Consider the following 23,630-nt stretch of genomic DNA (forward strand, 5'->3'; position numbering starts at 1 on the left):
AACACTGTTGCCCCCCAAACACCCCGCAAACATTTTGCCCCCACCCCAGCACCGAACCCTCGCCAAAGCCCAGCAAAATCAACCCTTTGAACCCGGCACAACTCCTGCAACAGGCTTCCCAAAGCCCAGTCCCTCGCAGGAGCGCCCTTGAACACACCCATCCTCCCCCTGATCCCGCTCTGCACCGCACTGGCCTTGCTCGGCTGCGAAAAAGCCGAGCAGCACACTGCGCAAAGCACCACCCCGCAACCAGGCGGCACCCTGGTCTACGCCACCGACCGCGAGCCCACCTGCCTCGACCCGCACGTGGCCGGCGATATGCCCCAGGTGTTCATCGCCCAGCAGTACCTCGACTCACTGGTGTCGATGGACAGCCAAGGCCAGATCGGCCCCTGGCTCGCCACCCGCTGGGAGGTCTCCCCGGACGGCCTGCACTACACCTTCCACCTGCGCCGCGATGTGCATTTCACCGACGGCACCCCCTTCAACGCCGAAGCGCTCAAGGCCAACCTCGACCACATCACCAACCCCAGGACCCAGTCGAGCACCGCCGGTGGCTATATTCGCCAGTACCGCGGTACCGAAGTGCTCGACGCCTATACTGCCGAGGTGACGCTGGCAACGCCTTACGCGGCCTTCCTCGAAGTGCTGGCGCAGGGCTTCCTGGGCATGCAGTCGCCCACAGCGCTGCTGCGCAGCCGCGACCAGAACTGCGAGAGCCCGGTGGGCAGCGGGCCGTTCAAGGTGGTGCGCTGGGACCGGCAGAACCAGGTGGAGATGGTACGTAACCGGGACTACAACTGGGCGCCACCGACCGCGCAGCACCAAGGCCCGGCCTACCTTGATCGCATCGTCTGGAAGTTCATTCAGGAACCGTCGGTGCGTTTCGCCTCCTTGCAGGCCGGTGAGGTCGACGTGATCGAAGCGCTGCCACCGGAGTCCCACGAAGCCGCCCGGCGTAACCCTGATGTGGACCTGATCATCGCCCAGCGCCCGGGCAACCCCACCAACGGCACCTTCAACCTGCGCCGCGCACCGTTCGACGACATCCGCGTGCGTGAGGCCTTCGTGCGCAGCGCCGATGTCGAGGGCGCGCTCAAGAGCGTGTATTTCGGCGAGTTCCCCCGCGCCGGCGGCCCGCTGAGCATCGCTACACCGTTCTACAGCGGCGACTTCGAACACAGTCAGGACTACGACCCGGCCCGCGCCGCCAAGCTGCTCGATGAAGCGGGTTGGACCGGCCGTGACAGCGAGGGTTACCGCACGAAGCACGGCCAGCGCTTGCGCGCCGTGGTGCTGATCGGCGCGCGTACGCCACCGTCGGAACTGACCTTGTGGGAACAGGTGCAAGCCACCACTCGCAAGGCCGGCCTGGAGCTGGTGCTCGACCAGATGAGCGACGCCCAGGTCACCGCCCGCCAGGCCGCCTGGGACTACGACATCCGCACCGGCTACTGGAACACCAACACCCCCGACGTGCTGCGCATCATTTTCACCACCGCGTTCGTGCAGCCGGCCGGAGTCGGCGGTTATCACCAGAACTCCTCGGGTTACGCCGATGAAGGCTATGACGCGTTGCTCGAAAGTGCCCTTGCCACCCAGGACGCCGAGCAGCGCCGCCAGCGCTACTTCAAGGCGCAGCAGCAGGCCGCCGCGCAGTACCTGCAACTCACCACCTACCCGCAGAGCACGCGCCTGGGCATCTACAAGACCGCCCACGGTGTGCGCCTGGAGCCTTCGCTGGCAGTGACCTACCTCTATGACGCATGGGTGAACAAATGAGTACGACGACACGCGCGGTGACCGACCCGCGCCGCGAGCGCCTGGCCGCCCTGGGCCGGCGCGCCGCCATCCGCCTGGGCGGCGGCGTGCTGGTGCTGTGGGCGGTGGCGACCCTGACGTTCTTTGCCCTGCGCCTGATGCCGGGTGACCCGGTGCTGGCCATTCTCGGCGGCCCCAGCGCCAACCCGACACCGGAAGCCATCGAGGCTGCCCGAGTGGAATTCGGCCTCGACAAGCCTTTGGCCGCGCAATATCTGCTTTACCTCGGGCGCCTGCTGCAAGGCGACCTCGGCGTGTCCTACTCGCAGCACCTGCCGGTCACCCGCGTGCTGGCCGAGCAGGGAGGGGCGACATTGGAACTGACCATCGCCGCGTTGGTGCTGGCCTGGCTGCTGGTCCTGCTGCTGACGGTGGTCACTGCCGGGCGTGGCCGGGTGGTCGGCGGCATCGCCTCGCTGGCCGAAACCCTCAGCGCGGCGTTGCCGCACTTCTGGCTCGGCGTGGTGCTGCTGGCGGTGTTCGCCTTCGGCCTGCGCTGGTTCCCGCCCGCCGGTAGCGACAGCGTCGCCAGTTTGGTGCTGCCGGCGTTCTCACTGGCGATTCCGTTAGCCGGTTTCATTGCCCAGGTCACGCGCGAATCCCTCGAGCTGACCCTCGAACAACCCTTCGTACTCACTGCCCGCACGCGGGGCCTCAGCGATCTGGCCATGCGCTTCCGCCACGCCCTGCGCCATGCCTTGCTGCCCGGCGTTTCGCTGTCGGGCTGGGCCATCGGCGCGCTGATCAGCGGCGCGGTGGTATGTGAGGTGATCTTCTCGCGCAAGGGTATCGGCCGCCAGCTGTACCAGGCGGTGCAGGCCCAGGACATGCCCTTGGTGATCGGCGTCAGCCTGGTGGTGGCGGCCGGCTATGTACTGGCGAACATTCTGGTCGACCTGTTGTACCAATGGATCGACCCACGGCAACAGGAGGCTGCAGCATGACTGACCTGACCCTTGATCGAGCTCTCGCGCCGTTGCGGCGGCATCGCCAACTGCAGCTGCCGCCGTTGGGTGCCAGCCTGGCGATCCTGTTCCTGTTCGCCTTGGTGCTGGCCGCGCTGCTGCCGGGGCTGTTTACCCGCATCGACCCACTGGCCATAGTCCCCCGTGAGGCCTTCCAGCCGCCGAGCTGGGCGCACTGGCTGGGCACCGACCAGTCGGGCCGCGACATCTTTGCACGGATCATCCACGGCGCGCGGCAAAGCCTGCTGATCGGCGTGGCGGCCACGGCCATTTCCATGGCCATCGCCATCACCCTCGGCCTGCTCGGTGGTCTTGGCGGGGCGCGGGTGGACCGTGTGCTGGGCTGGCTGCTGGAAGTGCTGTTCGCCTTCCCCAGCCTGGTACTGGCGCTGCTCTTCGTGGCGGTATTCGGCAGCGGCGTCGGCCCGCTGATCGTCGCCACCGGGCTGGGCGGTGCGCCGGGTTATGCACGCATGGTGCGTGGCCAGGTGCTGGCGGTGCGCAATGCCGGTTACATCGAGGCGGCGCGGGCTTTGGGGCATCCGCCTACGCGCATCGTGCTGCGCCAGCTGTTGCCTAACGCGATGCGGCCACTGGTGGTGACGCTGACCATGGGTGTCGGCCAGGCCATCGTCTGGGCTTCGGCGCTGAGCTTCCTTGGCCTCGGTGCACGGCCTCCGGCGCCGGAGTGGGGAACCATGTTGTCCATGGGCCGCGACTTCATCGCCAACGCCTGGTGGCTGACCTTCTTCCCTGGCCTGTTCATCGTCCTTACCACCTTGGCCACGACCGTGACTGGCCGCTACATCCAACAACGCCTGGAGGGCCGCCTGCCATGAGTGACAAGACCTTGATCGTCGAAGGCCTGAGCGTGGCCTTCGCGGGCCGCAACGTGGTGCGCGAGCTGTCCTTCACCTTGCAACCGGGCCGATGCGTGGCGCTGGTCGGTGAGTCGGGTTCGGGCAAGAGCGTCAGTGCCCGCAGCCTGGTCGGGCTCGCCGGCGCGAAGTCCCAGGTGAGCGCCCGCCAGCTGAGTTTTGCCGGGCGGGACCTGCTCGACCTTAGCGAGCGCCAGTGGCGAGAAGTACGCGGCAAGGACATTGGTTTCGTGTTGCAGGATGCGTTGGTGTCACTCGATCCGTTGCGTCCCGTGGGCAAGGAAATTCTCGAAGTGCTGCAGACCCATCGTCATGGTGACCGCCAAAGCCGCGCCGCACGGGTGCATGAGTTGCTTGAACGGGTCGGTGTGCCCGACGTCGAGCTACGCGCTCGCCAGCGCCCCGGGCAATTGTCTGGCGGCCTGCGCCAGCGTGCGTTGATCGCCAGTGCCCTGGCTATGGACCCCGCGCTGGTGATCGCCGACGAGCCGACCACCGCACTGGATGCCACAGTGCAGGCACAGATCCTTGAGGTGTTCCAGCAGATCAAGGCACGCGGCGCTTCGCTGCTGATCATCAGCCACGACCTGGCGGTGGTTGCGCAGCTGGCTGACGACGTGGTGGTGCTGCGTCATGGCGACGTGGTGGAGCAGGGGCCGATGCAGCAGGTGCTGCGCCAGCCACGCCACCCCTACACCCGGGCCTTGCTGGCGGCGGTGCCGGCCGAGCATCCACGTGGCAGCCGGTTGTCGCCGGAGCGGGCAGGTGTGCGCCGTACGCCACGGGCACACGCGCACAGCGACGTGCTGTTCGAAGGCCGTGGCCTGGGCAAGCGCTACCTCGGCCCGGACGGGCTGGTTCGCCAGGTGGTGCAGGGCGTCGACTTCACCCTGCGCGCCGGGCGCACCCTGGGAATCGTCGGTGAGTCCGGCTCGGGCAAGACCACGGTGGCGCGCATCGCCCTCGGCCTGCTGCAGCCCGACCAGGGCGAGGTGCTGTATCGCGGCCAGCCGTGGAACCGCCCGGCCAATGCCGTCAGCGAAGCGACGCGGCGGCCGTTGCGCCGAGAGATCAGCGTGATCTACCAGGACCCATTGGGCTCGTTCGATCCGCGCTGGAGCGTAGCGCAGATTCTCGATGATGCCTTGCAAGTGGCTGGTATCGAAGCGGCGGCCCGGCCAACGCGGATTGCCGTGCTGCTCGACCAGGTGCGCTTGCCGGCGGACATCGCCCAGCGCCGGCCCTTGCAACTGTCTGGCGGCCAGCGCCAGCGGGTGGCGATTGCCCGGGCGATTGCCAGCGAACCGAAGGTGATCATCTGCGACGAGCCCGTCTCGGCGTTGGATGTATCGGTACAGGCCCAGGTGCTCGACCTGCTGGCGGACCTGCAGGACGAGCTGGGCCTGGCCTACCTGTTCATTTCCCACGACCTGGGGGTGATCCGCCATGTCAGCGACGACGTGCTGGTGATGCGCCACGGCCAGGTGGTGGAGCAGGCGCCGGTCGAGGTGCTGTTCGAACGCCCTGCCCACCCATACACCCAGCGGTTGCTTGGCGCGGTGCCGCGTCTGCCTGGCTGCGGCGCCGAACTGGTGGTGCCACCGCTGGACCTGGAGAACGAAACCTTCGACCTGCTCGACGAAACCCGCCTCTGGAAAATCGCCATTTAAAGGACTGAACCATGACCACATTCCAACGTTTCCCTGCTCAAGCTCCCGCCACCAGCATCGCGCAACTCAGGGCCCGCATCACCGCTCTGCTACCCGCCATTGGTGCAGGCGCCGCACAACGCGAACGCGAACGCCAGCTGCCCCACGAAGCCATCGCTCAGCTCGCGGCAGCTGGGCTCTACACCGTACGTATACCCACCCAGTACGGCGGTCCCGGCGGTACCGTGAGCGATGTGATCGAACTGCTGCTGCAGATCGCCTCGGTCGACTCCAACGTGGCCCAGGCCCTGCGCCCGGGCTTTGCCTTTGTCGAAGGCCTGCTTGCCGCCCAGGCCGAGGGTGCCGAGCAGGAGCGCGAGCGCTGGTTTGCCCGTTACCTGCAAGGCGCCGTGATCGGTAATGCTGGCTGGGAGCTGGGTGGCGCCAACGGCTCCATCGCGGCACGCCTGGTGCGTGAGGGCGAGCACTATCGCGCCAACGGCAGCAAGTTTTACAGCACCGGCGCATTGTTCGCCGACTATGTCAGCGCGGTGGCACTGGACGAAGATGAGCAACCGGTGTCGTTCATCCTGCCACGCGACCGTGAGGGCCTGGAGCTGGTCGATGATTTCGAGGCCATGGGCCAGCGCCTCACCGCCAGCGGCACCACGCACCTGCACAATGTGCGCGTCGAGGCCAGTGAGATTCGCACGCGTACCGTCGAGGAGGGCAAGCGCACAGTCGTCACGCCGTTCCTTCAGCTTTTCCTCGGCACCGTACTGGCTGGCATCGCCCGCAATGCGCTGGATGACGCCACGCGCTTCGCCCGCGAGCATGCCCGGCCGATCAAGCACAGCAAGGCCAGCCGTTCGGTGGATGACCCCTACGTGGAGCTATCGGTAGGCGATATCGCCGCCCGCGCCTATGGCGCCGAGGCGCTGGTACTCAAGGCCGCCGCGACGATCGATAGGGCCTGGGCCGCGCAACTGGATGAAGCGGCCGTGGAGCAGGCCGCTATCGAGGTGGCACAGACTCAGTATCTGGTCGCAGAGCTAGCGCTCAAAGCGGCGGAAACCCTGTTCGATGTTGGCGGTGCTTCCACCACTGGCCGCCAGCACAACCTTGACCGGCACTGGCGCAACGCCCGTACCGTGGCCAACCACAACCCGCGCCAGTGGAAGGCGGCGGTGGTCGGTGCCTGGCAGCTCAAGGGCACCCGTCCGCCTGTTTCGGGGCTGTTTTGACCGCCCAGCCGGCCTTGCTGGCCGGCCACCTGCAAAGCCCCAAGGTGCCGGTGATCATTGGCGCTGCGCTGTTCATGGAGCTGCTCGACAGCACGGCGGTGATGGCCGCCCTGCCGCAGATGGCCGCCGATTTCGGCGAGCCGGGGCTGCGCATGAACCTGTTGGTGTCGATGTATATGCTCGCCCTGGCGCTGTGCGTGCCGGTCAGCGGCTGGGCCGCCGAACGCTTTCGCCCGCGCCGGGTGATGTTGCTGGCGATGGGCTTGTTCACCACCGCCTCGCTGGCCTGCGCCCTGGCCGAGACGCTTTGGGAGCTGTGCCTGGGGCGCATGTTGCAGGGCGCGGCGGGGGCGTTGATGACGCCGGTGGGGCAGGTGATCATTCTGCGCTGGTCGAGCCGTGAACAGTTGCTGCAAGCCATGTCCTGGCTGGCCTTGCCGGCCCTGGTCGGGCCGTTGATCGGGCCACTGCTCGGCGGGCTGCTGGTGACGGTGCTGTCGTGGCACTGGATCTTCCTGATCAACCTGCCGATCTGCCTGGTCGGCTGCTGGCTGATCCTGCGCCATGTGCCGGACTACCCGGCACGGCCGGTGCCGCCGCTGGATATGCGTGGCCTGCTGCTCAGTGGTGGCGCCTTGGCCATGCTGGTGTTCGGCCTGGAGTCGCTGGGGCTGGGGCAACTGCCACGGGCCTGGGCCCTGGCGCTGGTTGCCGCTGGCCTGGCCTGCGCCTTGGGTTACCTGCTACATGCGCGGCGCCACCCCAGCCCACTGGTTGATCTGTCGCTGTTGCGCCTGCGCAGTTTCGGCGTGGCCCAGGCTGGCGGCGGGTTGTTTCGCCTGGGTTCGGCGGCGCAGCCGTTCCTGATCGTGCTGCTGTTGCAGAACTGCCTGGGCATGAGCCCACTGGCGGCCGGTTGGCTGGTGGTCAGCGGTGGCGTGGGGGCGCTGGTGATGAAGTTGCTGGCGGTGCCATTGGTGCGGCGCTATGGGTATCGGCGGGTGCTCAGTTGCAACGCCGTGCTCAGCGCTGCGGGGATTGCCTTGTGTGCCAGCTTTGATCGCGATACCGCGGTATGGCTGATGGCGGCGGTGCTGTTCGCGGCAGGCCTGGTGCGCTCACTGCAATTCTCGACCTTGGGTGCTGCCAGCTATCAGGACGTGCCCGGAGAACGCTCAGCGGCGGCCAGCTCGCTGTCGGCAATGTCGGTGCAACTGACCATGGCAATGTCGGTGAGCCTGGCCGGGGTGATGCTGGGGCTGTTGGCCGGGCTGGACGGGCGCAGTGAAACCTCGGTGGCCGACATAGCCACGGTGATGCTGCTTTGTGCCGGGGTGTGTGGGGCATCTGGCCTGGTGTTCCGGCGTTTGGCGGGCTAATTGTTGTTGCCTGTGCCGGCCTCTTCGCGGTACAGGCACATGCAAATTTCAGATGGAAAGACGCACCACGCGGTTATCCAGCACCTGCGGCGCCTGCGCCCGGCGCTTGTTCACCACCAGCTCGCCGATCGCAATCAGCCGCGTGCGCGTGACGTTGCGCGACAGCCCCAGCAACTGCGCGGTATGCACCTGGTTGTAATGGCAGAAGTGATATGCCGAACGCAGCAGGGCATTCTCGACCTTCTCGTACAGATCGCCAGGCTGTTCCTCATACAGCCGACTGAACGCCTGCAGTAGCAGATCGTCCACGCCATGGCTCGTCGGTTCCTCCTCCCGGCGCTCCAGGCGCAGGTTGGACAGCCGCAGGTCCTGGGCCTGTACCAGCCCGTCGCCGCAGGTCAGCAGGCTGTGGTGAATCACGTTCTCCAGCTCGCGGATATTGCCCGGCCAGCTGTACTCGACCAGCTTGGCCTGGGCCTTGGGGCTCAGTTCCACCGGCCCGTAGCCCAGCCGCTCGCTGTAGCTGCGGATGAAGTGCCGGGCCAGCGGCAGGATGTCCCCCGGCCGGTCGCGCAGCGGGTGCAGTTGCAGGGTCACCACGTTCAGCCGGTAATACAGGTCTTCGCGGAAGTGCCCGGCGTTGATCGCCTTCTCCAGCTGTACGTTGGTCGCCGCCAGCACCCGCACATTGATCGGGATGCTCTTGCGCGAGCCCAGGCGCACCACTTCGCGCTCCTGCAATACGCGCAGCAGCTTGACCTGGATCGGTAGCGGCAGGTCGCCGATCTCGTCGAGGAACAGCGTGCCGCCATTGGCCTCCTCGAACCAGCCGGCCTTGGCCGCCAGGGCGCCGGTGAAGGCGCCCTTTTCATGGCCGAACAGCTCGGCCTCGACCAGTGATTCGGCGAACGCACCGCAGTTGACCGCGATGAACGGGCCGTTGCGCCGGCCGCTGAGGTTGTGGATGTGGCGCGCGACCAGCTCCTTGCCCGTGCCGGTTTCGCCAATGATCAGGACGCTGGCCTCGCTGGGGGCGACCTGTTGCAGGTGGGCGAGCAGCGCCTGCGACCTGGGGTCTTCGAAGACCTGTGCGGTCGCCCTGATCGAGGTAGCCAGTGTCGGTGACGGGGGGAGGGTCAGCAGTTGCATGGGCGATACTCAGGAATAGAAGGATGGGGCAGGGCGCTTGCCGCCGAGGGCCCACTCGCCGAGCTCGTGGAGGCGGTAATCCACCGGGTCGTGCAGGGTTTGTGTCCTCAGGTTGCGCCAGTGGCGGTCGAAGCGCAGCGAGGCATGGGTGGCGCGGGCGCCGGTCACCTCGAACAGGCGGTTGCAGATGTCCAGGCCGTGGCGCGTGGCCGCGACCTTGGCGGTACCGATGGCCAGGGCCAGGTCGCCGCGTTCCTCGGCACTCAGCGCCTGCTCCTTGGCCCAGGCGCTGTCGAGTTGGCGGGCGGCGCGGGCGATCAGCAGGCGCACGCTCTCAAGGCCCACCCAGAACTCGCCGTAGTGGCGCAGCACGTAAGGGTCTTCAGTGCTGCTGGCGGCACTGGAGCGGAACCACGGCCGGCTTTCCTTGAGGCTGTACTGGCGCGCCTCGTCGAAGGCACCTTCGGCAATGCCGAGGAACAGGTTGGCGAAGTGCAGCTGGGCAATGAGCGGGCGTAGCGCGGCGAACGGCGTGCTCAACGGGCCGGGGTCGAGCAGCAATTCATCGTGTTCGACCCGTACCCGTTCGAAGCTGGCGCTGCCACTGTCGGTCTGGCGCTGGCCGATGTTGTTCCAGTCGTTGTGCAGGGTGATGCCGGTCCGCCCGCTGGGGATGGCGGCGATCAGCAGCTTGCCGCCAGCACGCTCGTCCACCGCCGAGGCGATCAGCATTTCCGAATCGCTGGCGCCGGAGCAGAAGCTCTTCTTGCCGGAAAACTCGCACCAGCCGTCGAAGTGCTTGACCACGGTGCGGGTGTCCAGCGGGTTGAGGGCGTTGCCCCAGAACCAGTGCTTGCGTGCAGTCTGCTCGAACCACGGCTGCCACTGCCCCGGGCGCGAGAACAGGCGCACGGTGGCCAGCATGAGGTGGTGGAAACCGAACACGTGGGCGATCGAACTGTCGACCCGGGCGAACTCGCGCACCACCTCGAAGGTGTCATGCCAGGTAGCGCCGTGGCCGCCAAAGGCCTGAGGGATTACCAGCGACAGCAGGCCGCTGTTGCGCAGGGCATCGCGTTCGACCTTGGGCGTGCCCCCGCGCTCGTCACGTTCCACTGCGGTCTGGGCGAACTGCGCGGCCAGGTCTCGCGCGACCGCCAAAGCCGGTCGGGCCGCATTCAAAGGTGCATTCATGGTATTTCCTCAGGCGCTTTCACGGCGTGCGTGATGGGCGCTGAACAACGGCACTGCGCGCGCAGCGGCCAGGCGTATGCGCGCTTCAAGGGCATCGCTGGAGACCCGGTAGTCGGCAAGCTCGGCCTGGCTGGCGTAGACGCCGATCGGCAGGGTCAGGGCCTGCAGGAAGCTGAACAGTGGGCGCAGCTGATGGTCGAGTACCAACGCGTGGCGTTCGCTGCCACCTGTGGCGGCAAGCAGCACCGGGGTATCGACCAGTGCATCCTGGCCGATCAGGTCGAACAGGTGCTTGAAGTGGCCGGGGAAGCTGCCGCGGTAGACAGGGGCGGCGACCAGCAACAAGTCGGCCTTTTCCACCAGACGCAACTGTTGCTCCACCGCGTCGGGCAGTTCGCTGCGCCACAGCGCTGCTCCCAGTGGCCGGGCGATTTCACCCAGTTCGATCAGGTGTGTCTTGATGAGCAGGTGCTGGCCCAGTTCGGCGAGGATGGCCTCGGTCAGGGCCAAGGTACGAGAAGGGCGGGTAGTGCCGCCAGAGAGCGCTACGACGTTCAAGGGGGTGCTCATGGGCTGGTCTCCGGTTGAATAAGCGGGACTTTGCTTGAGCAATCGTCGTGCCTGTTTGAAATCTGTTGAAAATCAACGCCTGGCAGCCTTGATACGCACTGTGGGTGTTGGCCTTGGGCTGTTTGCTGTTGATCGACTGTTGCGCTGCAGACAGTTGGCCAGGTGTTGGCGGCTGTACAGTGAGAGCCTTTATAGCGGATGCGAGATAGTCTTTAAAATAATAATAAAAGATATTTATATTCCATTTGGTTATTAATGGTGGTAAGCATACAGTTCCTGCTTAGCGGATTGTGAGAACGGACTTTAAATCGTTTGGCGCACGCGTCAGTACAACGCCAATAATCGAGTCTGAGGACAATCAACGATGACAGCTATCAAGGGTTATTCTGTAATCTGCGGGATCGTACTAACGACCGCATTGTCGAATTCTGTTTCGGCTGAATCTTTAATTGACGCATTCACACTCACGCCCGGGGATAAGGCAGTTGAAACCAGTGTCAATGACTGCCTGGGTGTTTATCAAGCCATGAACGAGCGCATGCTCGATAAATTATCTGGTTTTGATGTGGGCATAGGCACCGGGGTACGGCTCTATCCCAAAGAACACAGAGAAGCAACAGACGCACTGAAAGATTTCTGGGACAGAAACGCTCATCGTTACTCTCCCAATAATTCCGCCTTGAATAGTGAGCTGCAGCCTTTGAGGGATGCGCTGACCGCAGCCAATCAGAGGTATGTGCGCAGAGGAGCGGATGAGGGGTACATGAAATCTCTAAGCAGATCGCATTCGGATTTTATGTCGGAACGTTTCAGGCTGCGTGAACAGCTGGATGACGTTACCTATGCGTGGGCTCAATGCCCGGCCAAGCGGGCGGAGGCAGCGGCTTGCCGGGCCGAGGCGATCAGGCAGCTTGAGGCATATTTCCAGGATGCTCACAAACAACTTGGGCAATTTTTGCCGCGCATGCTGAATGCCTATGTGCCGATGGAGAGCGAATGGTGGGTGGCATGCCGGGCGCCAGATTTTACAGGTGCGCGTTGAGGGTGAACATTGGGCGGATAGATTTCCCGATTATTAAAGGTATTGCTGGGCACTAACATCTGTCCGCTTTCAGGCATCAAGGCCCGCAGGTTGACTCTAAGAAGGGGCTGGGTTGCTTTACTCACGTGCGCGCTATCGGACTTGGGCTTGTCGGTTCGCAGGGTTTGGTCGCGCCTATGGCGATTTCTATTTATTGGGGTTTCAAGCTCATGTCTAACGTCGTTTCTTTTGCTAATCGTAATGTGCTGTTGGAAAATGATATCGCTCGCGAGGTTGCTGAGATCATTGGACAGGAAAAACTGCAATTGCCAACAGCTCGATCGCCCTTGGTCGACAGTTTTGTCAGTAAAATCGAAGGTAACTACGACACTTCACGGGCGAAGACGGATACCGATCATGCAATCAGTCTTCTGTATATCGCTTATAATACGACGCCGCAGGAACACGGCGCCATTCGGGTCAAGATAAGTCGCATCATGAGCCAGTTGGTCGAGGCTCAGCAGGACAGTGAGCGCCGGATCAAGGATTCGGTTCGCATTGCCGCTACGATCGGCAAGCAGCTGGCGTCACTGCTGCCGGACTGGCTGGATGTCCGCGACAGTGCCGATCCTGAAGAAATCAAAGAGTTCGTCAAGGCAGAACTGCTGGACATGGCCAAGCGCATCAGCACGGCTGCCATGGGCGTTCGCAGCAGCCTGAATACGATCATCGTTAAATACGACAGTATTCTCAAGGACATCAAAGACGTTACCGACAGCAGCGAAATCGCCCTGAGCGAGACCATCGCAGCCAATAAGGCAATCAAGGAAGAGATTGTTCAGGCCACGGCGCGTAAAGAAGAACTGGATTCACTGGTCAGTGCGCTGCAGGAGCAAATAGCACGATACGAGAAAATGGCCGCCGAGTATGGCAAGCAAGCCCAAAGTGCTGAGCAGAAGTCCTTCTGGGCGTCGGTGGTCAAGTCCGTCACGCAAGTGGTGTCCGCTGTACTGCCGATTGCCGCCATGGCGGCGACGGGCGGGGTTGGTGGAGCGCTCGGGGCTGCCGCTGCAGGTACACCGGGGCTGCTCGGTAACACCAATGTCGACCCGAAGCAGGTGGTGGAAAAGTCCAACCTTGAAGCGGCGCGCAATGCTCAATCGAAGATGGTCGAGGCACGCCAGCAACGCGTGGATGAACTTGAGCAGCAGCAGGCGGCGGCAACCACCGATGCCGAAAGACAGGCATTGAGCAGTGCGCTTGAAAAGGCTCAGGGTGAATTGCGTGAGGGGCAGAACCAGCTGAGCCAAGCTGAAAATCAATTGGGCGCTTTTTTGCGTCAACTGGGCGCCGCGGCAGATGAGGCAGGCGCAGAGCAGCAGCGTCAAGGTGCATCGCTGCGCGAACTTGAGCGGCAGATGCTCGACAATGTCGAGAAGTACGAAGAGGTCAAGCGCGGCCAGGTTGCGGAGTTGGCCAAGATTACCGTACTGCTCGATGCCAAGCGCAGTGAAGAGCAAACCATCGAGCTTGCAGTCAGGTCGCTGAACCTGAGTGTTTCAGCCCTCAAGCGCAGCAAGGAAATTGTCGAAGAGATTGCCTTCTTCTTCAAATCCTTCGCGGACTTCATGCAGTGCATCGTCGATGAAGCCACGATTCGCATGGAAGAGTACGAAAAGGCAGGCAATAGTGCAGTATTGCGCAAGAGCCGCCTGGAAGCGATCCGGCTCAGTACCGATGAATTCTTCGTCTCCCAGGCTGCGGAATGGCTTGCTGTGGGGGTTGTTTCGGAGCGTTTCGCGCAGTTGTTCAACGATGGCTGGAGCAAGTTGAACAAGCTGTCGGGACAATACATTACAGGTGATGAGCTTCAGGCTTACCTGGTACAGGCGTCGCAGCAACTCAAGGTGATCATCGAGGAGCGTGAGGCCGCGAGCAATCAGCGTATCGCCTCCCTGCAGAGCTATCGCCAGGAACGCGAAGCAACTGCTTGACCTACCGTTACCCCTGAGCGCACGGGTGGAGCCCTGGTTGGCCAGGGCTTCATGTACGGGCGAAAAAAAGCCCGCTGACCGAGCGGGCGAAAGGTACAACGCTTGCGTGATTTCAGTGGGAGCGCACAGTCATCGCAGTGTGCCGCCCGACCCCAGCGCGGCGATTTGGCCAGCGTGACATTCTCTTGAGGCTGCCTGACAAAACGCCGTGGGGGGCTGGCAGGCGGGTAGGCGGGCGTTTGAAGATCGCTCGGTACACCTTCTTGCACAGCCATCCAGGAGTCATGTCATGAGCGATATCCAGCTGTTACCTGCCGTGGTCGAGTTCCTCGCCAGGCCCCATGGCCATTTCATCGAGGGCCAGTACCTGGCGGGTGAGGCGGGGCCGTCGATCGCCATCCATGACCCGTCCAGCGGCACGGTCATCGCTCAAGTGGCCGAGGCCAGCGTTGCAGAAGTCGAGCGCGCAGTGCGCAGTGCGCGGCGAGCCTTCAAGGGCGCCTGGGCCGAGGCTTCGCCGTATCAGAAAGGCGTGGTGCTGAACCGCCTGGCCGACCTGATCGAGACCAATGCCGAAGAGCTGGCGCAGTTGGAAACCCTGTGCTCGGGCAAGTCGATCAACCTCACCCGCGGCCTGGAGATCGCCCAGAGCGTGGTGTTCCTGCGCTACTTCGCCGGTTGGGCGAGCAAGATCACCGGGCAGACCATGACGCCGTCGATCCCGTCGTTCGCCGGCGAGCGCTACACCGCGTTCACCCTGCGCCAGCCGGTGGGCGTGGTGGCCGGGATCGTGCCGTGGAACTTCTCGGTGATGATCGGCATCTGGAAGATCGCCTCGGCGTTGGTCACCGGCTGCACCATCGTCATCAAACCCAGCGAGTTCACCCCGCTGACGCTGCTGCGCATTGCCGAGCTGGCGATCGAAGCGGGTGTGCCGGCGGGCGCGCTCAACGTGCTGAACGGCCGGGGGCAGGCCGGGCAGCGGCTGATCGAGCACCCGGACGTGGCCAAGGTGGCCTTCACCGGTTCCGTGCCGACCGGTATCGCGGTGGGCAAGGCGGCCATGGCGGCCAACCTGACCCGCGCCACCCTGGAACTGGGCGGCAAGAATGCCGCGGCGCTGCTGGCCGATGTCGATGTCGACGGCGCGGTGGCCGGTATCGTACAAACGGCCTATGTGCATCAGGGACAGGTGTGCGCATCGCCCGAACGCCTGTATGTGCACCACAGCAAGGTCGAGGAATTCACCCGCAAGCTGGGGGCGGCGCTGGGGCAGATGAAGATCGGTTCGGCACTGGACCCCGAGGCGCAGTTCGGGCCCCTGGCCAATGCCGCGCACCTGCAGAAGATTCTCGGCTTCTTCGAGCGGGCGCGGGCCAACAACACGGTGGTGTGTGGTGCCAGGGCAGTGGACCGGCCGGGCTACTTCGTTGAGCCGACCGTGGTCCTGGCCAACGGTGCCAGCGACCCGCTGCTGCATGAGGAAACCTTCGGGCCGATCGTCTGCGTGCTGCCGTTCGACAACGAGCAAGAGCTGGTCGAGCTGATGAACGACAGCCCTTATGGCCTGACCGCCAGCCTGTGGACCAACGACCTGTCCAAGGCGCTGCGGCTGATTCCGCAGATCGAGGCCGGCACGGTGTGGGTCAACATGCACACCTTCCTCGACCCGGCAGTGCCGTTTGGCGGGACCAAGGCCTCAGGGGTAGGGCGCGAGTTCGGCAGTGCGTTCATCGAGGACTACACCGAGCTGAAGTCGGTGATGATCCGGTATTGAGCCAATCCAGGCGTGTGGGCGCGTCTATCGGCCGCTGCGCCCATACGCCTGGCTGATCCGGTCGATCACCATCGCCAGCGCGACAATGGCCAACCCGGCTTCGACCCCTTGGCCGACGTTGAGCGTCTGGATCCCGGCCAGCACATCCTCACCCAGCCCACGGGCACCGATCATCGAGGCCACCACCACCATCGAAAGGGCCATCATCACCGACTGGTTGAGCCCGGCCATGATGCTCGGCAGCGCCAGCGGCAGGGCGATGCGCCGCAGCCGCTGCCAGCGGCCGGCACCCAGGCCGTGGGCGGCCTGCATCAGCGAGGGGTCGATCTGGCTCAGGCCTAGCTCGGTCAGCCGCACCAGCGGCGGCAGGGCATAGATCAACGTGGCGAACACCGCCGGCACCTTGCCCAGGCCGAACAGCATCAGCACCGGGATCAGGTAGACGAAAGCCGGCAGCGTCTGCATCACGTCCAGTACCGGCAACAGCAGGCGCCGGGCCAGCGGGCGGGTGGCCAGGAGGATGCCCAGCGGCACGCCGATCAGCACGCACAGCCCGGTACTGACCAGCACCAGGGCCAGCGTCTGCAGCAGTTTGTCCCACAGCCCGAGCATGCCGATGAACGCCAGCAGCGCAACCAGCACCACGCTGCGCAGCAAGCTGCGGCTGGCGTGCCAGGCCAGCAGGCCGACCAGCAACAACAACAGCCACCAGGGCATCAGGCGCAGCAGGCTCTCCAGGCCGACCAGCAATTGCAGCAACTGGTCGGAGACACTGCGCAGGTGGTCGCCGTAGTGCAGCACCAACCAGTCGACCAGGCGGTTGATGGTGTCGGCGAAGGACAGTTGCAGGGCTTCGGGGAAGCCCGTGCTCACAGGCTGGCCTCGACCTTGCCGGCCACGTCAGCGGGTAGCCAGGCCTTCCATACATCCGGGTTGGCGCGCAGGAAGGCCTTGGCGGCATCGGTGGCTGGCAGGCGTTTTTCGTTCATTTCAGCCAGGGCCTTGTTGAGAATGTCGATGGGCAGGTCGACCTTCTCGAACACTGCCACCAGCTGCGGATAGCCATCGCGAAATGCCTTGGACACGCCGATCGACAGCTTTGCCGGCAACGACTGGCTGCCTTTCGGGTTGGGATTTTTCGGGTCGGTCAGGGTGGCCCAGGCTGCCGCATCGAACGGTGGTTCTTGCAGGCGCACCAGGTCGTAGCGACCGATCAGCGCAGTGGGGCTCCAGTAGTAGAACAGCACGGGTTTCTTGCGGCGGATCGCCGAGTCCACTTCGGCATCCAGTGCAGCGCCAGAGCCGGTGCGGAAGTTGGTGTACAAGCCTTCCAGGCCGTAGGCCTTGAGCTTCTGGCTGTTGACGATCTCAGAAGTCCAGCCGCTGGGACTGTTAAGGAAGCGGCCTTTGGCTGGGTCTTCAGGGTCCTTGAACACCGAGGCATAGCGCTTGAGGTCCTCGACATTGCGCAGGTCAGGGGCAGGGGCCTTGTCGCCCTTGACCACGTAGGCGGGCACCCACCAGCCCTCTTCAGCGTTCTTCACCGTGTCACCCAGGGCGAACACTTCGCCGGCCTTTTCGGCGTTGACCCAGGCCGGGCTGCGCCCGGCCCATTCTTCGGCGATCACCTGCAGGTCGTTGCGCGCCAGCGCCACTTCCATGCTCACGGTGCTGCCGGGCAGCGTGTCGGTGGGGTAGCCGTAACCGTGCTCGACGATGTGACGCAGGATTTCTGTGGTCAGGGCGCCGCTTTCCCAGCCGAGCGCACCGAAGTGAATGGGTTTGCTCTGGTCCGCCGATGCGGCGCTGTCGGTGCTGGCCAGGCCGACGGTGAGCAGCAGGCCGGCCAGCAGCGCAGGGATTTTCTTCATGGGGGCCTCGTGGGTTGCGGCGTCTTGGGTTGGGGCAAGTGTAGACGACAGGTTTTTCCGTCCGGCAGGAAGGCTTTCGCGATGGGAGCGGCAGCATACGGGGTGAACAATCCGGCGGCGCATGGCAGCTCGTCATGCCCTTAAGGAGCAGTGCCCCATGAACCTTGATCTGGACTTCGTGTATTACCGAAACTTTCGTTTCGATGGCAGGTTTCATATCCGCTGCATCGGAAACGACCTCGATAAGGTCGCTCGCATTCGCTATGAGCTGGAACGTATCGAGCCGGGTGGGGCGGTGCATCTCACGGGCATGTCGACCCACTCACAGGCGTTCAGTGGCGTCCTGGCCGATCATGGCTGCCCGGCGACCCTGATCACCAAGGTACAGGTGGGTACCTATCGGATCAGTCCCAGGGTCGTGCTGCTCGATGCGCACGCCCTGGCACGGGGGTTGCCACCGGGGGCGCGAGGGGTGATCGACCTCGAGCCACTGAGCTTGGTGATTACCGAGCAGGATTTGAAAAGAAAGCTGCTGGACAACGTGCCGCTGTCATCCTCCCTGCACCGTCGCCGACGGGCACTGGATGAAATGCTGCCTGACAGACCCGTCAATGATCTTTTTGTACAGCTCGGTGAACATGCAGGCACTTCGGGGGTGGGCAAGTCGCTGCCGCCACTGTTGGTGGAATTTACCCCGGGCGGGTTTGACCAGCTACATGCCGATCTGGATCCGCGATCGCACTCGAAGCTGGTACGCCTTTGGCCCAAACTGGGCTCGGTCATCAAGCTGCAGCCTTTGCTGGACCCGCATGAGCAAGATGATCCACGGGTGCAAGTGCTTGCCCAGTACTACCTGATAAAACAGCCCCAGAGCATGCTCAATGACACCTTCCTGGCGCTGTCGAGGAGCCTGGCCGCGCTACCGTATGTGAAGACGCTGCAATTCCAGACCGAGCACCCTGATCCACACCCTTTTCTTTTACTGGCGGCCGGCGCGTTGGCTACCTTGTTGACCGGCGCGGCAGTAGTGGCCGGCAACCGTGCGTACGAGAATGCACAGCCCACGCCAGACTTCGAACCGCAGCAGCACTATCTGGATGCGCCGGGTGGACGCTGGCAAGGGCTGAACGTGCAACAGGCCTGGAACCTGCGGGTGAGGGGCAGAGGGGCAAGGATCCACTTCAGCGATGGTGGGTTGTTCCCCAATCACGAAGACCTGCGCAAAAACCCCGCGTTGAAGATCGTTGCGCTTGGGCCCAACGATGACCCCAAGCATGGCACTGCTTCAGCCGGCATTCTGCTAGCCGCCGACAATGCGCTCGGGGTTACCGGCATCAGCCATGAAAGCGAGTTGTTCATTTATCACAATCGGGCACAGGATGGTGCGGGCAGGCTGCGTACCCTCAAGGACCTGCTGCGCCAGGTAGAGCCTGGCGACATCGTCGGGATCAACCGACAGACCGCCAATGTCAGAGACCTTTACACCTTCCTGCCGAGCGTGCATGAGCAGAACTGGTGGGAGGCGATCCGCGCCCTGACCGAGCGTGGTGCTGTCGTACTGGTCGCCGCGTGCAATGGCAGCAACCGAACCGACGAAAAGCTGGGCAGTGTGGCTGGCCAGGGGGTCGATCTTTCGCAGTGGCGCAACTTCAACGACCGTGGCGACGCCGGGGCCATTCTGGTGGGGGCTTGCCAATCCTGGGATGGCAAGCCGCATGCCTATTCCAACCATCACTACCGCTACCGTATGCTCAACGCCTGGGGGGACAGCGTGACGACGCTGTCTTACGGCGATCTGCAGGACAGGCCGGGTGATGATCGCGATTACACGGACAACTATGGCGGCACGTCGTCCGCAACGCCCATGGTGACCGGTGCCTTGGCCCTGATCCAGTCCTACGCCATGGAACAGCACCACCTCTATCTGAACGCCGAACAGATGCACCTGCTGGTCATGGCGTCCGGCTATGACGATGCCAGCGAGTCGGGTAGCGAGGTATTACCGATGGGCGCCAGGCCCAATGTCCAGGGGGCGCTGCTGCTGCTCGACCAAGTGCTTGGCAGTGGCCGTTTCCTGAGCGCACGTGACGCGTTGTGACGGGGTGGGCAGGGCCGCTGCGCATGCCTGCACAGCGGCCTGAGAGCGGGCGTGGCGTCAGACGCGGAACTGGTCCATTAGCGCCTGTTGCTGGTTGGCCAGGCTGTTCAGCGACTGGCTGACCCGCGCCGACTCGTTGGCCTGGCCGGACAGCGACTCGGTGACATCGCGGATGGTTGCGACGTTACTGTTGATCTCTTCGGCCACCGCACTTTGCTCCTCGGCGGCCGAGGCGATCTGCAGATTCATGTCGGTGATCACGCTGACTGCCTGGCCGATGCGCTGCAGCGCAGTCACGGCCTGGCCAACCTGCTCGACACCGCCCTGGGCCTGGCGATGGCTGTGGTCCATGCTGCCGACCACATCGCGGGTGCCGGTCTGCAGGGCTTCGATCACCTGGCGGGTTTCTTCCACCGACTCCTGGGTGCGCTGGGCCAGGTTGCGCACTTCATCGGCGACCACGGCAAAACCACGGCCGGCCTCACCGGCTCGGGCTGCCTCGATGGCGGCGTTGAGCGCCAGTAGGTTGGTCTGCTCGGCAATCGAGCGAATCACTTCGAGCACCGAACCGATTTTCTCGCTGTTCTGCGCCAGGCCTTCGACTTCGGCCATGGCCTGGCTCATGTTGGCTGCCAGGGCATCGATGCTGGTGGTGGTGCGGTCGATCACCGCCAGGCCCTCGCGGGTGGCCTGGTCGGCCTCGCGGGCGGCTTGGGCGGCCTGGGCGGCGCTGCGGGCGACGTCCTGGGCGGTGGCGCTCATCTCGTGGGAGGCGGTGGCCACCTGGTCGACCTGGCGGTATTGCTGTTCCATGCCTGCGCTGGTTTCCGTGGCGATGGCCGAGGACTGGTCGGCGGTGCCGCGGGCGGCCTGCACCGAGCGCTTCACCTCGGCAATGGTTGGTTGCAGCTTGTCGAGGAAGCGGTTGAACCAGCCGGCCAGCTCGCCGAGTTCGTCGCGCTTGTCGTAGGTCAGGCGGCGGGTCAGGTCGCCTTCGCCGCTGGCGATGTCCTTGAGCATCGCTGCCACGCCGAGGATCGGCCTGGTCACGCCACGGGCCATCAGCCATACCAGCAACAGGCCGGCAATCGCTGCGGCCAGGCCCAGGCCCAGTTCCAGCAGGGTACCGCTGGTATTCAGGGTGTCCAGCTCTTGCTTGAGCGCTTCGGCCGGGCCGGTCAGGGCATTTTCCGGCACATCCAGCAGCACGCCCCAGGGTTGGGCGCCAGGGATCGGTTCGAAAGCAGCCAGCACCTTCAGGCGTGCCTGGTCGTGGAGGATGCTCAGCTTGCCAGTGGCCATCTTACGCACCAGGTCGGCGCCCTGGCGCGGGTCGACCTGGTCGAAACGCTGGGCCAGCTTGCTGGCGTCGGCGCTGTAGCCGGCCAGCAGGCCGACCGGGCTGAGGATGCCGACCGTGGTGCGGCCTTCGTAGAGGCTGCGGCTGGCGTCCTGGCTCAGGGCCTGCAGGCTGTTGAGATTGATGTCGATGGACAGGGTGGCGATGATCTTGCCGTTGACCGCCAGCGGGAAGACGATGCTGGTCATCAGCACGCGCTGGCCGTCGATGTCGTAGAAGTACGGCTCCACCACGCAGACCTTGCCGGTGCTGCGCGGGCAGCTCCACCAGGTGTTGGCCGGCTGGCCGCTGGGGCCGATCTCGGTGTTGGCCATGTCGTGCTCGGGCAGGGCCATGGCGGTCAGTTGGCCGGCGCGGGGTTGCGACCAGTACAGGGCGAAGCGCCCGGTTTCGTTGCTGCCCAACTCGGCCTTGCCGGCGAACAGGCTGTCCTTGTTGTCCAGCGCATTGGGCTCGAACACCAGCGACAGGCCGAGCAGGTCGGGGTTGGCCTGCAGCGCGGCGCGCACTTGGCGGGTCAGGTCCTCGCGCAGGTCGAAGGCGTCGAGGAAGCGTTTTTCCGCCTGTTCACGCAGGAACAGCACCTGGCGCGAGAAGCCCGCGCCGTACTGGTAGGCGTCCATGAACTGGCGGCGAATGTTCAGGGCCTGGACTTCACCTTGCGACTCGATACGCGACTGCGCAGCTTCAGTGAGCATCTGCATGCTGCTGGCCTTGACCAGATCCGAGCTGTGGTCCATGCGGTACAGCGAAAGGCCGACGAGCAGGGTGACGATGCCGGCGAGGCAGAGACCGGCGAGCAGGGTGATCTTCCACTGGATGGAAAGTTGTCGCAAAGGCATGGGGGTGAATCCCTTTTTTTGGCAGTAAGGGTTTGGTGGTGGGGCTGAGAGGTGTTTGCCTTGGGTTTTTTGGCGCCTGGGAGATCGAGCGCCGTCCGCGCGGCGCATCGCGAGCTGCGCTCGCTTCTACGTTTGTTTCTGGCCAGTAACGCCTGTGACAGGCGCGCGCGACCGCCTTGTTGGTACAACGCAATACCGCGCCATGCGCCAAGGCGTACGCGCGCAAATCCCATAGGAAAAATTGGCCCGAAACAAACGTAGAAGCGAGCGCAGCTCGCGATGCGCCGCGCGGACGGCGCTCGATCTCACAGGCACTGAAGACCTAAAGGCAAGCACCTCTGAGCCTCCTCCTATATCGGCTCAGGCCCTTTTTTCTTTATTCAAACATTCAATTTAAATTACCAGCGAAACTCGCCGTAATATGGCGCTTTTGACATCCACTTCCCACTCCGTCAGAGTGCGCGCTTTTTGTCTGCCACCATGAGGAACCCCAAACCATGAATGCAGTGATCGCCGCAGTCGGCATCATGCTGATACTCAGCCTGTCCCGCGTGCATGTGGTCATCGCCCTGATCATCGGCGCGCTGGTTGGTGGCCTGGTCGGCGGGCTGGGGATCGAAGGCACGCTCAAGGCCTTCAACGGCGGCCTCGGTGGCGGTGCCACGGTTGCACTGTCCTATGCCTTGCTCGGCGCTTTCGCCGTGGCCATCGCCAAGTCGGGCCTGGCCCATGCCCTGGCCGACCGCGCGCTGAACATGATCGACCGCCAGGGCCATGCCAACGGCGGCAAGGTCAAATGGCTGCTGATAGGCCTGATGCTGGTGGTGGCGGTGTCGTCGCAGAACATCCTGCCTATCCACATCGCCTTCATCCCGCTGCTGGTGCCGCCTCTGCTGTACGTGCTGACGCGCCTGCGCATCGACCGTCGGCTGATCGCCTGCGTAATCACCTTCGGCCTGATCACGCCTTACATGTTCCTGCCGGTTGGCTTTGGCAACATCTTCCTCAACGAGATCCTGCTGGCCAACGTTGCCCGCGCCGGGGTCGATGTCAGCGGGGTCAACGTCACCCATGCCATGGCCATTCCGGCGGCTGGCATGTTCGTCGGCCTGCTGCTGGCGGTGTTCATCAGCTACCGCAAGAAGCGTGACTACGACCTGGCGCGCATCGAGCAGGTCGAGCAGGTCAGTGTGCAGTACAACCCGCTGACCCTGCTGGTGGCGGGGCTGGCAATCGCCGCGGCATTCATCGTCCAGCTGTGGCTTGACTCGATGATCATCGGCGCCATGGTCGGCTTCCTGATCTTCTCGCTGTCGGGTATCGTGCGCTGGAAGGACACCGACGACCTGTTCACCGAAGGCATGAAGATGATGGCCATGATCGGCTTCATCATGATCGCAGCGTCGGGCTTTGCCGATGTGATGAAGGCCACTGGCGAAGTAAAGAGCCTGGTCGAGACCTCGGCGCAGTGGATCGACCACAGCAAGGGCATTGGCGCCTTGCTGATGCTGCTGGTGGGGTTGCTGGTGACCATGGGCATCGGTTCGTCGTTCTCGACGGTGCCGATCCTGGCGGCGATCTTCGTGCCGCTGTGCGTGCAACTGGGCTTCGACCCGCTGGCCACCGTGTGCATTGTCGGTACCGCAGGTGCCCTGGGCGACGCTGGCTCACCGGCGTCGGACTCGACCCTCGGCCCGACATCAGGGCTGAACGTGGATGGCCAGCACCATCACATCTGGGACACCGTGGTCCCCACCTTCCTTCACTACAACCTGCCGTTGCTGGCATTCGGTTGGCTGGCGGCAATGGCCCTGTAAG

The 23,630-nt window shown here is 64.1% G+C and carries 17 protein-coding genes and 1 pseudogene; 11 read left to right on the forward strand and 7 right to left on the reverse strand.

Annotated features, from left to right (window positions below):
* Window positions 1-189: 189 nt before the first annotated feature.
* The 6 genes from ACLEJU_RS26675 to ACLEJU_RS26700 are packed head-to-tail and all read left to right on the forward strand — an operon-like array spanning window position 190 to window position 7,936.
* On the forward strand, window positions 190-1,782 hold the full coding sequence (locus ACLEJU_RS26675) for an ABC transporter substrate-binding protein (protein WP_435424682.1): 1,593 nt from the start codon (window positions 190-192) through the stop codon (window positions 1,780-1,782).
* Window positions 1,779-2,765 (forward strand): ABC transporter permease, encoded by a 987-nt coding sequence (locus ACLEJU_RS26680; RefSeq protein WP_435424660.1) that lies wholly within the window; start codon window positions 1,779-1,781, stop codon window positions 2,763-2,765. Before ACLEJU_RS26675 ends, ACLEJU_RS26680 begins: the two co-directional genes overlap by 4 nt.
* On the forward strand, window positions 2,762-3,625 hold the full coding sequence (locus tag ACLEJU_RS26685) for an ABC transporter permease (protein WP_435424661.1): 864 nt from the start codon (window positions 2,762-2,764) through the stop codon (window positions 3,623-3,625). The genes ACLEJU_RS26680 and ACLEJU_RS26685 overlap by 4 nt, the downstream gene beginning before the upstream one ends.
* The gene (locus ACLEJU_RS26690; RefSeq protein ID WP_435424662.1) at window positions 3,622-5,334 is read left to right on the forward strand and encodes a dipeptide ABC transporter ATP-binding protein; all 1,713 of its coding nucleotides are present in this window, start codon (window positions 3,622-3,624) and stop codon (window positions 5,332-5,334) included. The genes ACLEJU_RS26685 and ACLEJU_RS26690 overlap by 4 nt, the downstream gene beginning before the upstream one ends.
* Window positions 5,335-5,345: 11 nt before the next feature.
* Window positions 5,346-6,557, forward strand: coding sequence for an acyl-CoA dehydrogenase family protein (locus ACLEJU_RS26695; protein WP_435424663.1), 1,212 nt, complete (start codon window positions 5,346-5,348; stop codon window positions 6,555-6,557).
* Window positions 6,554-7,936, forward strand: a complete 1,383-nt coding sequence (locus ACLEJU_RS26700; protein WP_435424664.1) for an MFS transporter — start codon at window positions 6,554-6,556, stop codon at window positions 7,934-7,936. The genes ACLEJU_RS26695 and ACLEJU_RS26700 overlap by 4 nt, the downstream gene beginning before the upstream one ends.
* A 48-nt stretch (window positions 7,937-7,984) precedes the next feature.
* Here ACLEJU_RS26700 and sfnR read toward each other — a convergent pair whose 3' ends face one another.
* The 3 genes from sfnR to msuE are packed head-to-tail and all read right to left on the reverse strand — an operon-like array spanning window position 7,985 to window position 10,849.
* A complete protein-coding gene (gene sfnR, locus ACLEJU_RS26705; protein WP_435424665.1) occupies window positions 7,985-9,085 on the reverse strand; it encodes a sigma54-dependent transcriptional activator SfnR in 1,101 nt (366 codons plus the stop codon).
* Window positions 9,086-9,094: 9 nt separating this feature from the next.
* The gene (locus ACLEJU_RS26710) at window positions 9,095-10,279 is read right to left on the reverse strand and encodes an acyl-CoA dehydrogenase family protein (protein WP_435424666.1); all 1,185 of its coding nucleotides are present in this window, start codon (window positions 10,277-10,279) and stop codon (window positions 9,095-9,097) included.
* 9 nt (window positions 10,280-10,288) lie between these two features.
* Entirely contained in the window at window positions 10,289-10,849 is a 561-nt protein-coding gene (msuE, locus tag ACLEJU_RS26715; RefSeq protein WP_435424667.1) for an FMN reductase, read from the reverse strand.
* A 364-nt stretch (window positions 10,850-11,213) separates the two neighbouring features.
* On the opposite strand from msuE, the gene ACLEJU_RS26720 reads away from it, so the two are divergent.
* From ACLEJU_RS26720 to ACLEJU_RS26730, 3 genes are all read left to right on the forward strand, one after another.
* Window positions 11,214-11,891 carry a hypothetical protein gene (locus tag ACLEJU_RS26720; protein WP_435424668.1) on the forward strand — a complete coding sequence of 226 codons (678 nt, stop codon included), beginning with the start codon at window positions 11,214-11,216 and terminating at the stop codon, window positions 11,889-11,891.
* Between the two features lie 209 nt (window positions 11,892-12,100).
* A complete protein-coding gene (locus ACLEJU_RS26725; RefSeq protein ID WP_435424669.1) occupies window positions 12,101-13,864 on the forward strand; it encodes a hypothetical protein in 1,764 nt (587 codons plus the stop codon).
* Between the two features lie 289 nt (window positions 13,865-14,153).
* Window positions 14,154-15,641, forward strand: coding sequence for an aldehyde dehydrogenase family protein (locus ACLEJU_RS26730; RefSeq protein WP_435424670.1), 1,488 nt, complete (start codon window positions 14,154-14,156; stop codon window positions 15,639-15,641).
* Between the two features lie 24 nt (window positions 15,642-15,665).
* Here ACLEJU_RS26730 and ACLEJU_RS26735 read toward each other — a convergent pair whose 3' ends face one another.
* Both ACLEJU_RS26735 and ACLEJU_RS26740 read right to left on the reverse strand, forming a co-directional pair.
* A complete protein-coding gene (locus ACLEJU_RS26735) occupies window positions 15,666-16,514 on the reverse strand; it encodes an ABC transporter permease (protein ID WP_435424671.1) in 849 nt (282 codons plus the stop codon).
* Complete coding sequence (locus ACLEJU_RS26740; protein ID WP_435424672.1) at window positions 16,511-17,512, reverse strand: ABC transporter substrate-binding protein; 1,002 nt, start codon at window positions 17,510-17,512, stop codon at window positions 16,511-16,513. Before ACLEJU_RS26740 ends, ACLEJU_RS26735 begins: the two co-directional genes overlap by 4 nt.
* Window positions 17,513-17,669: 157 nt before the next feature.
* Here ACLEJU_RS26740 and ACLEJU_RS26745 point away from each other — a divergent pair, with 157 nt between their 5' ends.
* Entirely contained in the window at window positions 17,670-19,610 is a 1,941-nt protein-coding gene (locus ACLEJU_RS26745) for a S8 family serine peptidase (RefSeq protein ID WP_435424673.1), read from the forward strand.
* Between the two features lie 57 nt (window positions 19,611-19,667).
* Here the strand turns inward: ACLEJU_RS26745 and ACLEJU_RS26750 are convergent, their stop codons facing one another.
* Window positions 19,668-20,423 (reverse strand): methyl-accepting chemotaxis protein, encoded by a 756-nt coding sequence (locus ACLEJU_RS26750; protein WP_422764118.1) that lies wholly within the window; start codon window positions 20,421-20,423, stop codon window positions 19,668-19,670.
* Window positions 20,424-20,525: 102 nt separating this feature from the next.
* A pseudogene (locus ACLEJU_RS26755) lies at window positions 20,526-21,920 on the reverse strand (PDC sensor domain-containing protein); the annotation flags it as partial.
* 389 nt (window positions 21,921-22,309) lie between these two features.
* Between ACLEJU_RS26755 and ACLEJU_RS26760 the strand changes: the two are divergent.
* On the forward strand, window positions 22,310-23,629 hold the full coding sequence (locus ACLEJU_RS26760; protein WP_435424674.1) for a Na+/H+ antiporter family protein: 1,320 nt from the start codon (window positions 22,310-22,312) through the stop codon (window positions 23,627-23,629).
* The last annotated feature ends 1 nt before the right edge of the window (window position 23,630 follow it).

The organism is Pseudomonas sp. SMN11 (assembly GCF_052041945.1).
Taxonomy (GTDB): Bacteria; Pseudomonadota; Gammaproteobacteria; order Pseudomonadales; family Pseudomonadaceae; genus Aquipseudomonas.